This window comes from Exilibacterium tricleocarpae (assembly GCF_007004655.1).
In the GTDB taxonomy this organism is placed as follows: Bacteria; Pseudomonadota; Gammaproteobacteria; order Pseudomonadales; family Cellvibrionaceae; genus Exilibacterium; species Exilibacterium tricleocarpae.
This window is the reverse complement of record NZ_ML660088.1, coordinates 190,031-202,829: the sequence shown is the minus strand read 5'-3', so window position 1 is coordinate 202,829 and position 12,799 is coordinate 190,031. Positions and strand designations below refer to the sequence as shown.

Annotated in this window: 9 protein-coding genes; 5 read left to right on the top strand and 4 right to left on the bottom strand. The window is 57.9% G+C overall.

Annotated features, from left to right (window positions below):
- Nucleotides 1-558 precede the first annotated feature (558 nt).
- Together FKG94_RS03500 and FKG94_RS03495 are read right to left on the bottom strand one after the other, a co-directional pair.
- Complete coding sequence (locus FKG94_RS03500; protein WP_142902808.1) at nucleotides 559-1,110, bottom strand: histidine phosphatase family protein; 552 nt, start codon at nucleotides 1,108-1,110, stop codon at nucleotides 559-561.
- Between the two features lie 31 nt (nucleotides 1,111-1,141).
- Nucleotides 1,142-2,395: a TetR/AcrR family transcriptional regulator gene (locus FKG94_RS03495; RefSeq protein WP_179957475.1), complete on the bottom strand. Its 1,254-nt coding sequence runs from the start codon at nucleotides 2,393-2,395 to the stop codon at nucleotides 1,142-1,144.
- Nucleotides 2,396-2,834: 439 nt separating this feature from the next.
- Here FKG94_RS03495 and FKG94_RS03490 point away from each other — a divergent pair, with 439 nt between their 5' ends.
- Both FKG94_RS03490 and FKG94_RS03485 read left to right on the top strand, forming a co-directional pair.
- Complete coding sequence (locus tag FKG94_RS03490) at nucleotides 2,835-3,296, top strand: MaoC family dehydratase (protein WP_142902806.1); 462 nt, start codon at nucleotides 2,835-2,837, stop codon at nucleotides 3,294-3,296.
- A gap of 92 nt (nucleotides 3,297-3,388) precedes the next feature.
- Nucleotides 3,389-4,306 (top strand): SDR family oxidoreductase, encoded by a 918-nt coding sequence (locus FKG94_RS03485; RefSeq protein ID WP_142902805.1) that lies wholly within the window; start codon nucleotides 3,389-3,391, stop codon nucleotides 4,304-4,306.
- 363 nt (nucleotides 4,307-4,669) lie between these two features.
- Here FKG94_RS03485 and fdxA read toward each other — a convergent pair whose 3' ends face one another.
- Both fdxA and mutS read right to left on the bottom strand, forming a co-directional pair.
- A complete protein-coding gene (fdxA, locus tag FKG94_RS03480; protein WP_142902804.1) occupies nucleotides 4,670-4,993 on the bottom strand; it encodes a ferredoxin FdxA in 324 nt (107 codons plus the stop codon).
- Nucleotides 4,994-5,174: 181 nt separating this feature from the next.
- Nucleotides 5,175-7,793 (bottom strand): DNA mismatch repair protein MutS, encoded by a 2,619-nt coding sequence (mutS, locus tag FKG94_RS03475; protein WP_142902803.1) that lies wholly within the window; start codon nucleotides 7,791-7,793, stop codon nucleotides 5,175-5,177.
- A 68-nt stretch (nucleotides 7,794-7,861) separates the two neighbouring features.
- Between mutS and pncC the strand changes: the two genes are divergently transcribed.
- The 3 genes from pncC to FKG94_RS03460 all read left to right on the top strand — a co-directional run bounded on the left by pncC (nucleotide 7,862) and on the right by FKG94_RS03460 (nucleotide 12,780).
- Nucleotides 7,862-8,464: a nicotinamide-nucleotide amidase gene (pncC, locus tag FKG94_RS03470; RefSeq protein WP_425460026.1), complete on the top strand. Its 603-nt coding sequence runs from the start codon at nucleotides 7,862-7,864 to the stop codon at nucleotides 8,462-8,464.
- A 241-nt stretch (nucleotides 8,465-8,705) separates the two neighbouring features.
- Entirely contained in the window at nucleotides 8,706-9,740 is a 1,035-nt protein-coding gene (gene recA / locus FKG94_RS03465) for a recombinase RecA (RefSeq protein ID WP_142902802.1), read from the top strand.
- A gap of 490 nt (nucleotides 9,741-10,230) precedes the next feature.
- Nucleotides 10,231-12,780: a TonB-dependent receptor gene (locus FKG94_RS03460; protein WP_142902801.1), complete on the top strand. Its 2,550-nt coding sequence runs from the start codon at nucleotides 10,231-10,233 to the stop codon at nucleotides 12,778-12,780.
- Nucleotides 12,781-12,799: the final 19 nt, after the last annotated feature.

Sequence of the window (12,799 nt, the reverse complement as noted above, 5' to 3'; positions counted from 1 at the left end):
GCGGGGGCGGGGGGGGGGGGGGTGGCTCCCCCCCCAACCCCACCCCCCCCCCCCCCCCCCCCCCCCCCCCCCCGACCCCGCACCGCGCTATGGAATAATAGGAACCCCTTCAATTCAACGATGGCACCGGTTCCGGTGGCACGATTTGGGGACAGGTTTTACCTGTCCCCTTCGAAGGGCACCACTCCCCTTTAACGAGGGCAATTCTCTCAGCGACACGGTGCGGGGACATAACTTCAGTTGTGTCCCCTTCGAGAGGGGCCACTCCCATTCAACGAAGGTACCTCTCCCGGCGGCACCATGCGGGGTCGGATCATAACGGCACTCCCTTAATCAAATACGTGCACTTGATCAAATACGTGCCACTCGATCGGCCTGGCTCTGGCTGAAACCTTCAGAAACACGTCGTGAACCCGTCCCTGTGGACTTCCCGACAGCATCCCTGCTGTCGAGAGTTTCTGAAGGTTTCAGCCAGAGCCAGGCCTGCCTTCGGTGCGTTTATCAATATCGATGCGGTTGGAGTGAGGATCGATAAGCTGCCGCCAACCCCGCCCCTCATCAGTTCACCAGTGAAAGGTTTTCCTCCCCCAGCGACACCACCTCCAGTCGGTCATCCCGCCGTTGTAGCCGGGTGATGGAACCGTTGTCCGGCAAAAACTGCAGCACCTCATCCTGTTCGCGGATCGCACTGACCACCGCATTGATCAACACAAAGTGAGTAAAGATAACCGTGTCCTGTGGCAGCGCACATAAACCCTCCACCGCTGTCTGTCGCCACTGTCGCAGCTGCGTGGACTGCTGCTCCCAACGCTGGTGAAACAGTTGCCGCAGCCACTGGCCACGCTCTTCCAGTGCCAGGCCATCGGAGGGTATTTCCGCAAAGCGGGAATCGATATGCGCCTCCACACCCCAGTGTTCGGCCAGCGGTTGTGAGGTTTCGCGTGTGCGCGCCAGTGGACTGGCGATCAGCGCCATGGGTTCCTGATGACGCAAAGTGTCGGCCACCCGGCGGGCCTGCTGCCAGCCTTTGGCACTGAGTCCCGGGTCTGCGGCATTGTCCCAGTCGGCGGCGGCCTCGCCGTGTCTGACGAGATAAAGTGTCGTTAGCATGTGCCCTGCCTCTATCTTGCTGTGTGCTGAGTTACTGTGCGCTGATGCCGTCGAACAACATCTGGTAAAAATCGGCAGACAGCCGACCGGGCGCCGCTGTTGGCAGTCGCTCGTCGAGATCGGCGCTGGCGTTGAGGGTGCCGGAGATCATCTGCTCGGCAACCAGAGTGTTGAGGGGACGAATGCTGCCGTCGTCAATACCGGTCTGCACGAATTGCCGGAATTGCCGGTCGACCCCCCTGATCAGTTCGATCACTTTTTTGCGGCGCCTCGCATCGAGGGCGTTGACCAGGTTGTACCTGACCAGTGGCCCCTCGGCGGAACTTTGAATACAGAACAAATAGTGCAGACACAGTTGCAGTTGCGTCAAGCCGTCACCGCTGCGGCGCGCGCGCGCCTGCATCTGCGCGGTCAGATCCAGCGTGCGTTTAAAACACTGGTAGAGTAAATCCTCTTTGCTTTGAATGTGATAGTAGAACGCGCCCTTGGTGACATCCAGCGCCCGGGCGATTTCGTCCAGTGACGTGCCTTTGAAACCCTTGCTGTTAAAGTAACGACTGCCGGTGCGAAAAAAGGCCGCCTGTTTCCGTTGACTTTGCACACTGCGGTCGAAGCCCGCTTCGATAGCGGGGCTGCCGAGTGCCGGTGTCTGGCGGGGTGGCTCTCTGGGTTCGGTGGCGAAGCCGTGCAGACAGATATCGAGAAAAGACTCACCCGCTGCGGGTATTTCCTCCGCTTTCAGCATCTGCAGCCAAGTGAAGGTCCACTGCAGGTTGAAGAAAAACGCCAGTGCCGTGGCGGCGGGATCGCGCGATACCAGGCTGCCGTCTGCGACCCCCTGCTCGATAAAACCGCGTACGCCGCGATACAGCGCCCGGTAGCGCCGGCTGATATCTTTGCGGTGCTTGTCTTTCAGCGTTTTAATTTCGGTCAGTACGGCGGCTTCTGCCTGGCGTTTCAGGGCGATATTCTGGCAACTGCAGAAGTAGGCGCGGGTCAGCTGCTCGATTCTTTGCCGGCCGCTGATGCCGGCTGCCGCGGCCAGGCGATAGAGTTTGTCCTGCTCGTTGCAACTGTTCAGGTAACACAGGTAGATCAGCTCTTCCTTGGTTTTGACATAGTAGTAAAGACTGGTTTTGGTCAGTTGCAGGCGTGCTGCTATCTCCGCCAGCGTAGTCGCGCGCGTGCCCTGGCGATTAAACAGTTTTGCCGCTTCCGACAATATCGCCTGCCTTTTCTGCTGGTGCTGTTGTTCCCGGTTAAAGGGCGATGCCGTAGTGGTCATATCGCGGAGAGGGGTCCGGTCTGGATCAAAAAACATACTCGAGGTTCGAATCGTACCACGATCCGCGCATCCGGTTAAGGCTGTCGGTCTGGTTGTACATCATGCGAGTGCGCAACGATTCTTGAAAGTTAGGTTTACATACTGTAAGTTCAAATTACTCGTGAGGAAACCGGATCAGCAATCTCTGGGGAGATCGTAACAGGAAGCCAAGATGGGTAATCAACATTTACTGCGCAAGGCCCACTCAGCCAAGTCAACCCAATTCAAGTCACTCGATCAGACCAACACGTTTTGACTGCCGGTATTCGATCCACGGCATTTGGTCATGAGTGTGCGGTTATGGAAGTTCGGTCAACTCATTCCCGTCAACAGATTTCATTAACCCCTATCAATAAACACAAGCCAACCGGCACAGGCTGAACAACAGGAGTACCGTGACATGAGCGCCCCTATTTCCAAAGACCAGATCGCCGACTTTGTCGGCAGGCAACTGCCACCATCGCCCTGGTTTAAAATTGACCAGTCCCGTATTAACACGTTTGCCGAGGTTACCGAAGATCACCAGTTTATCCATGTCGATCCTGAAGCTGCCGCACGCACGCCTTTTGGCACTACCATCGCTCACGGTTTTCTGACGTTATCGCTGTTATCGCACCTGGCTGAGAGCTTTGCGCTGGTGCTCGAAGGGGCGCAGATGGGTATCAACTATGGCTTCGACAAGGTGCGTTTCATCAATCCGGTAACAGTCGACAGTGAGATTCGCGCGGTAGCGACAGTCGTGAGTATCGAGGAGAAGAACCCCGGCCAGTGGCTGACCAAATACGCTGTTACCGTGGAGATCAAAGGCCAGGAAAAGCCGGCACTGTCGGCCGAGTGGCTGGGTATGCAGATAGTGCAATAAATGTAACGGTGCAGTAAATATAACAGTGCAGTAAATTTAACAGTTCAACAGCCTTAACAGATCAATAACTTTGACAGTTGGAGTGGAGCGAGATGAGTATCAGTTTTGAAGGGCGCGTTGCCATAGTTACCGGCGCCGGCAACGGTTTGGGGCGTTGCCATGCGCTGGCGTTGGCGCGGCGCGGTGCCAGGGTTGTGGTCAACGACCTGGGTGGGGCCCGCGACGGCAGTGGCGCCTCCTCCGAGGCGGCGCTGGCGGTGGTGCGCGAAATCGAAGCGGCGGGCGGCGAGGCGCTGGCCAACGGCGCCAATGTGGCCGATTACGATGAGGTCAAGGCGATGGTGGATGCGGCCGTGGCCAGATGGGGGCGGGTCGATATTCTCATCAATAATGCGGGAATTTTGCGGGACAAGTCGTTTGCCAAAATGACCTTGGACGATTTTGCCCTGGTGATCCAGGTGCATTTGATGGGGTCGGTCAACTGTACCAAAGCCGTCTGGGACATTATGAAGGACCAGGGTTACGGCCGCATCGTGATGACGTCGTCTTCCAGCGGTTTATACGGCAATTTCGGTCAGGCCAACTACGGCGCGGCGAAGACGGCGGTCGTCGGGCTGATGAACACCCTGGTGCTGGAGGGGCAGAAATACGATATTCGGGTCAATACCCTGGCGCCGACAGCCGGCACCCGCATGACCGAGGACCTGATACCTGAGGAACTCTTCAAACTGATGACACCGGAATCGGTGACCGCCGGGTTGTTGACGCTGTGTCACGAGGACGCGCCCAATCGCTTTATTCTGTGCTGCGGTGCCGGCGGTTTTGCCAGTGCCCACATCTACGAAACCGAGGGGATTTATCTGGCGCCCGAAGAGCAGACGCCGGAAAATGTCGTCGCCCGCTGGGATGAACTCAATGCGGCCGCGACGCAGCGGGAATTGACCGCCGGCGGCCAGCAGACGGAAAAATTTCTCAAAAAGGCGATGCAGCACTTTGGTATAGAGGGGTAGGCATAAAATGCGGGGACTTGCCCGAATGGCACTTCTCTAAGCAAATATGTGCTAATTGATCGGTCTAGCACTGACTGGGGCTTTCAGAAACACGTCGTAAACCCGTCCCTGGGGACTCGCCTAAAGCGCCTACTGTTGGTCCCGACAGCATCCCTGCTGTCGAGAGTTTCTGAAAGCCCCAGTCAGTGCTAGACCTACCTTCAGTGCGCTTAATCGAGATCGATGCAATTGGAGCAAGGATCGATAAGCTGATGCAAATACGCTAAGGAAATGCCGTTAGCGACTTGCCTCCGCTTTATCCGGCGGCCATAAAAAAACCGCGGCGATCGCCGCGGTTTTTGCTGTCTGGTAGTTCGCTCCGCTTCAGCGCTCCAGGTGCTGCAGTTTGCCCTCGACACCGTCCCACTCCTCGGCATCCGGCAGCGCTTCTTTCTTTTCGGTAATATTGGGCCAGACTTCGGCGAGTTCGGCGTTTAACTCAAGGAATACTTCCTGTCCGTCCGGCAGTTCATCCTCTGAAAAAATGGCGTCTACCGGGCACTCCGGTTCGCACAGGGCACAGTCTATACATTCGTCCGGGTGAATGACCAAAAAGTTGGGGCCCTCGTAAAAGCAATCTACCGGGCATACCTCCACACAGTCTGTGTGTTTACACTTAATGCAATTTTCCCCAACCACAAATGTCATGGGACAGGACTCCGTCTATCAATGTTCAGTACGGCGCGCATTTTACCAGCATTTTTTATTGGTTGTGGAGGATTTTGGCGTAAATCCGGGTTTTCTAACCAAAAGCCAGAACCATAAATACTCGCTGGGGTGAGAATTGCCTTTGTTTACATCGACTGTTTACACCGACACTCGACAGCCGTCACTCCTGCTCAACCAGGTCTTTCAATCGGTAGAGCGCCTCCAGCGCCTGGCGCGGTGTCAGTTCGTCGGGGTTGATGTCCCGCAACCGGTCGACGGCGGTGTGGGGCGCGGGGCCGCTGAACAACTCGCCCTGAAACGGATCGGCGCCGGCTTCCACGGCGCGGGCTGCGGGCTTGTCCGCCGCCGCCGCCGGGTGCACCTGGGGGTGCTGGCCACTTTCCAGCAACTGCAACTGTCGCCGGGCAGCGACCAGCACCGGCGCCGGAATGCCGGCCAGTTTGGCCACCTGCAGGCCGTAGCTCTGACTGGCCGGACCCGGCTGGATATTGTGCAGGAAGACAATGTTGTCATTGTATTCGGTCGCATCCAGGTGCACGTTGCTGACCCCGGCAACCGTCTCAGGCAGCGCGGTAATTTCAAAGTAGTGAGTGGCGAACAGGGTGAATGCCCTGACGTTCTCTGCCAGGTGCACGGCGCAGGCCCAGGCGAGCGAGAGGCCGTCGAAGGTGCTGGTGCCGCGGCCGATTTCATCCATTAAGACCAGGCTTTCGGCAGTGGCATTGTGGAGAATATTGGCCGTCTCGGTCATTTCCACCATAAATGTGGAGCGGCCGCCGGCCAGGTCGTCGGAGGAGCCGATGCGAGTGAAAATCCGGTCCAGCAAGCCCAGGCGACAGGCCTCCGCCGGTACGAAACCGCCGATATGGGCCAGCAGCGCAATCAATGCGGTCTGGCGCATATAGGTCGATTTGCCGCCCATATTGGGGCCGGTCACGATCAGCATGCGGCGGTCGTCGTCAAAGGTCAGATCGTTGGGTACAAAGGGCGTATCGAGCACCTGCTCGACGACCGGGTGGCGCCCGGCGCGGATATCGATACCCGGTTCGGTGGCCAGTTCCGGGCGGCACCAGCCCAGGGTATCGGCCCGTTCCGCGAGGTTGGCCAGTACGTCCAGCTCGGCCACCGCGGCGGCTGACTCCTGCAGGGCCGCCAACTGCTGGTTGAGGGTTTCCAGCAGTGTCTCGTACAAGGCTTTTTCCCGGGCCAGGGCGCGGCTTTTGGCCGACAGCGCCTTGTCCTCGAATTCCTTCAGCTCCGGAGTGATGAAGCGTTCGGCATTTTTCAATGTCTGCCGGCGAATATAGTCGACCGGGGCCTGTTCCGCCTGGGCGCGGCTGATTTCGATAAAATAGCCGTGTACACGGTTATAGCCCACTTTCAAGGTCGCCAGTCCGGTGCGCTGGCGTTCGCGAGTTTCCAGATCGGTGAGAAACTGCCCGGCGTTGGTGCTGATATTGCGCAGCTCGTCCAGCTGTTCGTCATAGCCCTCGGCGATGACGCCGCCGTCGCGAATCACCACCGGCGGATTGTCGACGATGGCGCGTGACAGCAGGTCCACAATATCGGGAAATTCGCCAATCGAGAGCCCTAATGTTTTTAGCAGGGGGCCGTCGAACTCCCGCAACTGTCCTTGCACGATGGGGTAGATCGCCAGTGATGAACACAAGCGGGAGAGATCGCGCGGACGTGCCGAACGCAGCGCCAGGCGGCCGAGAATACGTTCCAGGTCGCCGATCTGGCGCAGCTCGGTCTGCAGGCTTTCAAAACTGTAGTTGATCTGCAACTGGGCGATGGCCTCCTGGCGCTCCACCAGGGTGGTCAGGTCGCGCAGCGGGCGATTCAGCCAGCGCCGCAGCAGGCGCGCGCCCATGGCGGTGGCGCTGTTGTTGAGAGCGGCATAAAGGGTGTTGGCGTCGCCGCCGCCGAGATTGGTATCGATCTCGAGGTTGCGGCGGGTGGCGGCGTCCATGGCGACTGCCAGGTCGCGGTCCTCGACGCCGATGGCGCGGATATGCGGCAGCGCGGTGCGTTGGGTTTCCCGAGCGTAGGCCAGCAGGCAGCCGGCCGCGGCGACGGCTACGGTGAGGCTTTCACAGCCGAAACCGGCCAGGTCCTGGGTGCCGAACTGTTGGGTCAGCAGCCGGGTGGCGGTATCCAGTTCAAACTCCCAGGGCGGGCGCCGGCGCAACCCGCGGCGCGGCCGGCCCAGTTCATCGTCGGTGCAGTCGTCGGGGATCAACAGCTCCGCCGGGTTAAGGCGCTGCAGTTCGCTCTGCGCGGTCTCCAGGCCGGAAACCTCGAGCACTTGAAAACGACCGCTGCCGATATCCAGGGTGGCGATGCCGTAGGTGCCGTCGCTCTCGTTCACCGCCACCAGTAAATTGTCCCGGCGCTCGTCCAGCAGTGCCTCGTCACTGACAGTGCCGGGGGTGACGATACGCACTACTTTGCGTTCCACCGGGCCCTTGCTGGCGGCGGGGTCGCCGATCTGCTCACAGATGGCGACCGATTCCCCCAGTCGTACCAGCTTGGCCAGGTAAGTATCGGCGGCGTGATAGGGAATACCGGCCATGGGAATGGGATTGCCGGCGGATTTGCCGCGCGCGGTGAGGGTGACGTCGAGCAGCTCTGCGGCGCGCTTGGCGTCGTCGTAAAAAAGTTCGTAGAAGTCCCCCATGCGGTAGAAAACCAGTTCCTGGGGGTGTTGGGCCTTGATGCGCAAATACTGCTGCATCATCGGCGTATGTTGGGTGTTTGTTTCGATAACGCTGGCCATTATGGGTCTGAAGTTAAAGGGTTGTATTAGCGGCTTTTGGCAGGCCCTGAGTCCGGGCTCGCGGTTGGTTGGCACGCATTCTACGGCAAAGCGCGGACGCTGAACACGCCACGGGTCGTATTCGCCGGTTTCGCTTGCGCTACCGTTTGCAGTGCCTTACGGTAGCGCCCATGGAGGCGCAAATACACCAATTGGCCGGGCGTCTGGGCGAGTTGCTCGGCACCGGCGGCGGCACGGTAACCACCGCGGAATCCTGCACCGGCGGCGGTGTGGCGGCCGCCATTACTGAGATTCCGGGCAGCTCCGCCTGGTTCGAATACGGCTTCGTCACCTACGCCAACACGGCGAAATCCGCCCTGGTGGGCGTCGACCCGGACGTGCTGCGCAGCCACGGTGCGGTCAGCGAGCCGGTGGTCAGCCAGATGGCCCGGGGCGCCCTGGCGGCGGCCGCAGCCCGGGTGGCCGTGGCTGTAAGCGGCATCGCCGGGCCGGACGGCGGCAGTGCGGAAAAACCGGTCGGCACCGTCTGGTTTGCCTGGGCGCGGGACGACGGTCGCCTGATTACCGCCCACCGCGTCTTTGCCGGTGACCGCGCTGCGGTGCGGCGCCAGGCTGTGGCCTGTGCTCTGCAGGGGCTGATCGATACACTGAGCGCCTGGCCTGAAAGGTGACCGATATGCCGATTACTGTATATAAAAATAGTACTGTTTGCCTATACAGTAAAAGTGTCGTAAGCTTACCGGCGTCAAGGTTATCCCCTGTGCTAGTGGATAAACAAATACCCGGCGCCGGTTCGCGGTTCGAATCGGGCAACGTAAATTAATAGATGGGTCAATCAAGCTGGCTGGCAAGCAAATGCAAGCAAATGCAAGCAACAGTATTGACCATACTACCGTAACAAGAGGTGTTTAAATGGATGCGAATAAAGAGAAGGCGCTGCAGGCAGCGCTGGGCCAGATCGAGCGACAGTTTGGCAAGGGCACCGTCATGCGCATGGGGGACAAGGAGCAGGAGCGCATTCCGGCCATCTCCACCGGCTCACTGGGCCTGGATGTGGCGCTCGGCATTGGCGGTTTGCCGAAAGGCCGTATCGTGGAAATCTACGGGCCGGAGTCCTCCGGTAAAACCACGCTGACACTGCAGGTGATCGCCGAGGCCCAGAAACAGGGCGGCACTTGTGCTTTTATCGATGCGGAACACGCCCTCGACCCTCTCTATGCGGAAAAGCTCGGCGTCAATGTGGATGACCTGATCGTGTCGCAGCCCGATACCGGTGAGCAGGCGCTGGAAGTGGCGGATATGCTGGTGCGCTCCGGTGCCGTTGATGTCCTGGTGGTCGACTCGGTGGCGGCGCTGACCCCGAAGGCGGAAATCGAAGGCGAGATGGGGGATCATCACGTGGGCTTGCAGGCCCGGCTGATGTCCCAGGCGCTGCGGAAAATTACCGGCAATATCAAAAACGCCAATTGCCTGGCGATTTTCATCAACCAGATTCGGATGAAAATCGGCGTTATGTTCGGCAACCCGGAGACCACCACCGGCGGTAACGCACTGAAGTTTTACTCCTCCGTGCGCCTCGATATTCGCCGTATCGGCGCGGTGAAGGAGGGCGATGAGGTGATCGGCTCGGATACCCGTGTCAAGGTGGTGAAAAACAAGGTGGCACCGCCGTTTAAGCAAACCGAATTCCAGATACTTTACGGACAGGGTATCAATCTGCTGGGAGAGCTTATCGACCACGGTGTAAAACTTGGCATGATTGACAAAGCCGGCGCCTGGTACAGCTACCAGGGCGATAAAATTGGCCAGGGTAAAAACAATGTAGTCAAGTTCTTACAGGATAATCCGGATATGGCCAGTGAAATCGAGGGTCGGGTGCGAGCGGCCCTGTTGGGCACACCCGAGGACAGCGAACAGGCTCCGGAGCCGGTCTTGGAAGCGGAATAGCACCGCGCAACTATATAACCCGGCGCAACTACATAAAATCGCGCAAACAAGTGGCGTCTCTAACTTCTTTTGGGCCTCGGTGAACTGCCCGCCATATAACCGATTGGGTGATCCTCGTTAATCAACGGAGACCTCAATCGGCAGTTTTTTTTTTCGGATATTGTTTCAGCAGCCCTACTTATTCCCCGTTATGTATCGACTATCTGGTCACAGGAACCATTGTTCTGATATGGTGGAAGCTATGGATTGTGGGTCACAAAAATAACCTGGAATAAGGTTCTGATTTAGGTGACTGATTCTAGATTCACAGTGCGTATTAGACTACAGTGTGCGGGCAAACAGCGTCGCAGGTGGGAGATCGCCGGCGGCGGTAAAAGCAGCCAGCAACTGGCTGAGTTGTTGCCGGTTTGCGACAGACCATAATAACCATCGAAAGGAACCAGCTTGAAGAGGTTGGTTTAAAGGACTATCAGTTTTTGGAGATTTAACGATGATAAGAAATGCGCCAACTCATTGGTCAAAATCAATTCCCCTGTTAACCGCGGCCATCTGCTTAGCCAGTAACGGCGTGCAGGCCCAGGACCTGCTTGAAGAAGTGGTAGTCACCGCGCAGAAGCGCGAGCAGAACCTGCAGGATGTGCCGGTTTCCGTATCCGCTTTTACCGGCGCGGCATTGACCGAAGCGGTGATTAAAGATGTATTCGATCTACAGACCAATGTGCCCGGCCTGACCGTTGGCACCAGCCAGAGTTCGACCAACACGACATTTTCCATTCGCGGTGTTGGCACCTCGTCGCAGAATTTTGGCCTGGAGTCATCGGTGGGTTTGTATGTCGACGGCGCCTATCGCTCGCGCCAAAACGCGATGATCAACAATATGGTGGATATCGAGGCGGTCGAAGTGTTGCGTGGCCCCCAGGGCACGCTGTTCGGCAAGAACACGCCCTCCGGTGCGATCCTGTTTCGTACCCGCGCCCCGAGTCATGAGACCGATGGTTTCGTTGAGGTAACCGCCGGTAACTATGGCTTGGTGAATGTGGCCGGCGCGGCTTCGTTTTCTGCGATTGAAGATGTCCTGGCCTTCCGGGTAACCGGGTTTTCCGGCCAGCGTGACGGTTTTGTCAGTGTTGACGGGTTCGGCGATGACGTGTTGAACGACCGGGATCGTTGGGGTGCGCGACTGCAGGCGCTCTATACACCGAGCGACGATCTGTCCGTCAGAGTGATTGCCGACTTTTCCGAAATTGACGAAGTCTGTTGTGCTGCATTGACCCGGGTAAGTAATCTGAATTTGGTCTCTCAAGACCCCAGCGCGCCGGGGATACCGGGCAGCGATAATCTACTGCGCCAGTTAGGCGGCACAATTTTTCCCGGCGGCGACTTTTTTGATTTCAGGACCGCACTAAACGATTTGCCCACATCTGAAAACGAAGACCGGGGCTTGTCGGTTGAAGTAAACTGGGATCGCGGCGATTACACTGTGACCTCGCTGACATCGTATCGGGCGTTTGACTCCCTCGATACTATCGACAGCGACTTCAGTAACGTCGATCTGTTCGGTACCACCAATGATGCGGAACAGAGTTCCATCTCCCAGGAACTGCGGCTGTCCTACGCCGGCGACCGGATGAATTATGTCGTTGGTGCCTACTACTTTACCCAGGATTTGGACCTCGATTACAGCCTGTTTACCAATTCTCAATTCGATGCCTTTTTCTCGGCTGGCCTGCCGGCTGCAGCCTTACAGATTTTAAATGGGCTCAACGAACTCAGTGCCAACACAGGCGGTTTGTACGCCCCGGCGGCTGAGGGTGCGCCCGGCGGCACTCGCTTCGATCACCTGGCAGAGCAGGAACATGAGAGCTGGGCGATTTTTGGTCAGCTCGATTATAACCTGACAGATAAACTGATACTGACCGCCGGCCTGCGGTATACCGATGAAGAAAAAGATCTGCTTACCGTATTTACCGAGGTAGGCGCAGATGGCGGTCCTGTGCCCGAAGTGCCCGACTTGCTGACCACGCTCGGTGCTGCGGGAGCGGCGTTACAACGGATAGCCGCCGACCCCCTCAACCCGTCGCAAGCCGATCTCAATGCCATCGCACCGCTGCAGACGCCGGGCTGGGGATTTAATTCCATAGGCGTGACCACTTCGCCCCGGCCCGATGTGAATCCGCCCACGCTCAGTGATGAGCAGGTGACGGGAACGCTCAAACTCAGTTACCTGGCCAACGATGACACTATGGTGTATGTCTCTTACGGTACCGGCTATAAGTCCGGCGGCACCAATACCGATCGTATCGACGCCACTTTTAACCCGGTTTTCGATGCGGAAACCAGTGAATCGTTTGAAGTCGGTATCAAGACAGAGTTTCCGGACCGGGGGCTGCGTATCAATGCGGCCCTGTACTACACGGCCATCGATGACTTTCAGGCCAACTCGTTTACCGGTAACGGCTTCAACTTGCAAAACGCCGGTGAAATTGAGTCTTCGGGCGGTGAGATCGAACTCTACTGGGCACCCACCGAAACTGTGGAGGTCAACCTTGCCTATGCCCGTATCAACGCCGATTTCGAATCTTTCGAGCGCGGCACCTGTTGGGTGGGTTTCACCTGGCAAACCGGCGTGGTTGACCCGGGCGCCAGGGCGGAGGGTGATCCGGATTTCGGTTCCTGTGACCGCAGCGGTGATCGGGTAGACGGGAACTCTGAGGATTATCTGGTGGTGTCCGGTAAAAAGGAGTTTGACCTTTCGAATGCGATCAGTGGTTACGTGCTGGCTGAGGTGACCTATTCCTCAGAGATTATCCTCGACGGTAACCAGGACCCTTTCAAAATTCAGGACGATTACGAGCGGGTCAATTTTCGCGCCGGTCTGCGGTTTGATGAATACGATATTGACCTGACTTTATGGGGGCGCAATATATTCGACGAGGAAGTGTTTGGTACAACCTTTGACGTGCCCATCCAGGATGGCAAGCTTATGTCATATCCCCAGGAGCCCCGGACCTACGGTCTGACATTGAACAAACAGTTCTGACATAGCTCCGGTGGGCCGG

Excerpts from the sequence above, each read along its gene's own strand:
- FKG94_RS03495 (WP_179957475.1), bottom strand. The coding sequence starts at position 2,395 with ATGACCACTACGGCATCGCCCTTTAACCGGGAACAACAGCACCAGCAG.
- FKG94_RS03485 (WP_142902805.1), top strand. The coding sequence starts at position 3,389 with ATGAGTATCAGTTTTGAAGGGCGCGTTGCCATAGTTACCGGCGCCGGC.
- FKG94_RS03490 (WP_142902806.1), top strand. The coding sequence starts at position 2,835 with ATGAGCGCCCCTATTTCCAAAGACCAGATCGCCGACTTTGTCGGCAGG.
- fdxA (WP_142902804.1), bottom strand. The coding sequence starts at position 4,993 with ATGACATTTGTGGTTGGGGAAAATTGCATTAAGTGTAAACACACAGAC.
- FKG94_RS03500 (WP_142902808.1), bottom strand. The coding sequence starts at position 1,110 with ATGCTAACGACACTTTATCTCGTCAGACACGGCGAGGCCGCCGCCGAC.
- FKG94_RS03460 (WP_142902801.1), top strand. The coding sequence starts at position 10,231 with ATGATAAGAAATGCGCCAACTCATTGGTCAAAATCAATTCCCCTGTTA.
- mutS (WP_142902803.1), bottom strand. The coding sequence starts at position 7,793 with ATGGCCAGCGTTATCGAAACAAACACCCAACATACGCCGATGATGCAG.
- recA (WP_142902802.1), top strand. The coding sequence starts at position 8,706 with ATGGATGCGAATAAAGAGAAGGCGCTGCAGGCAGCGCTGGGCCAGATC.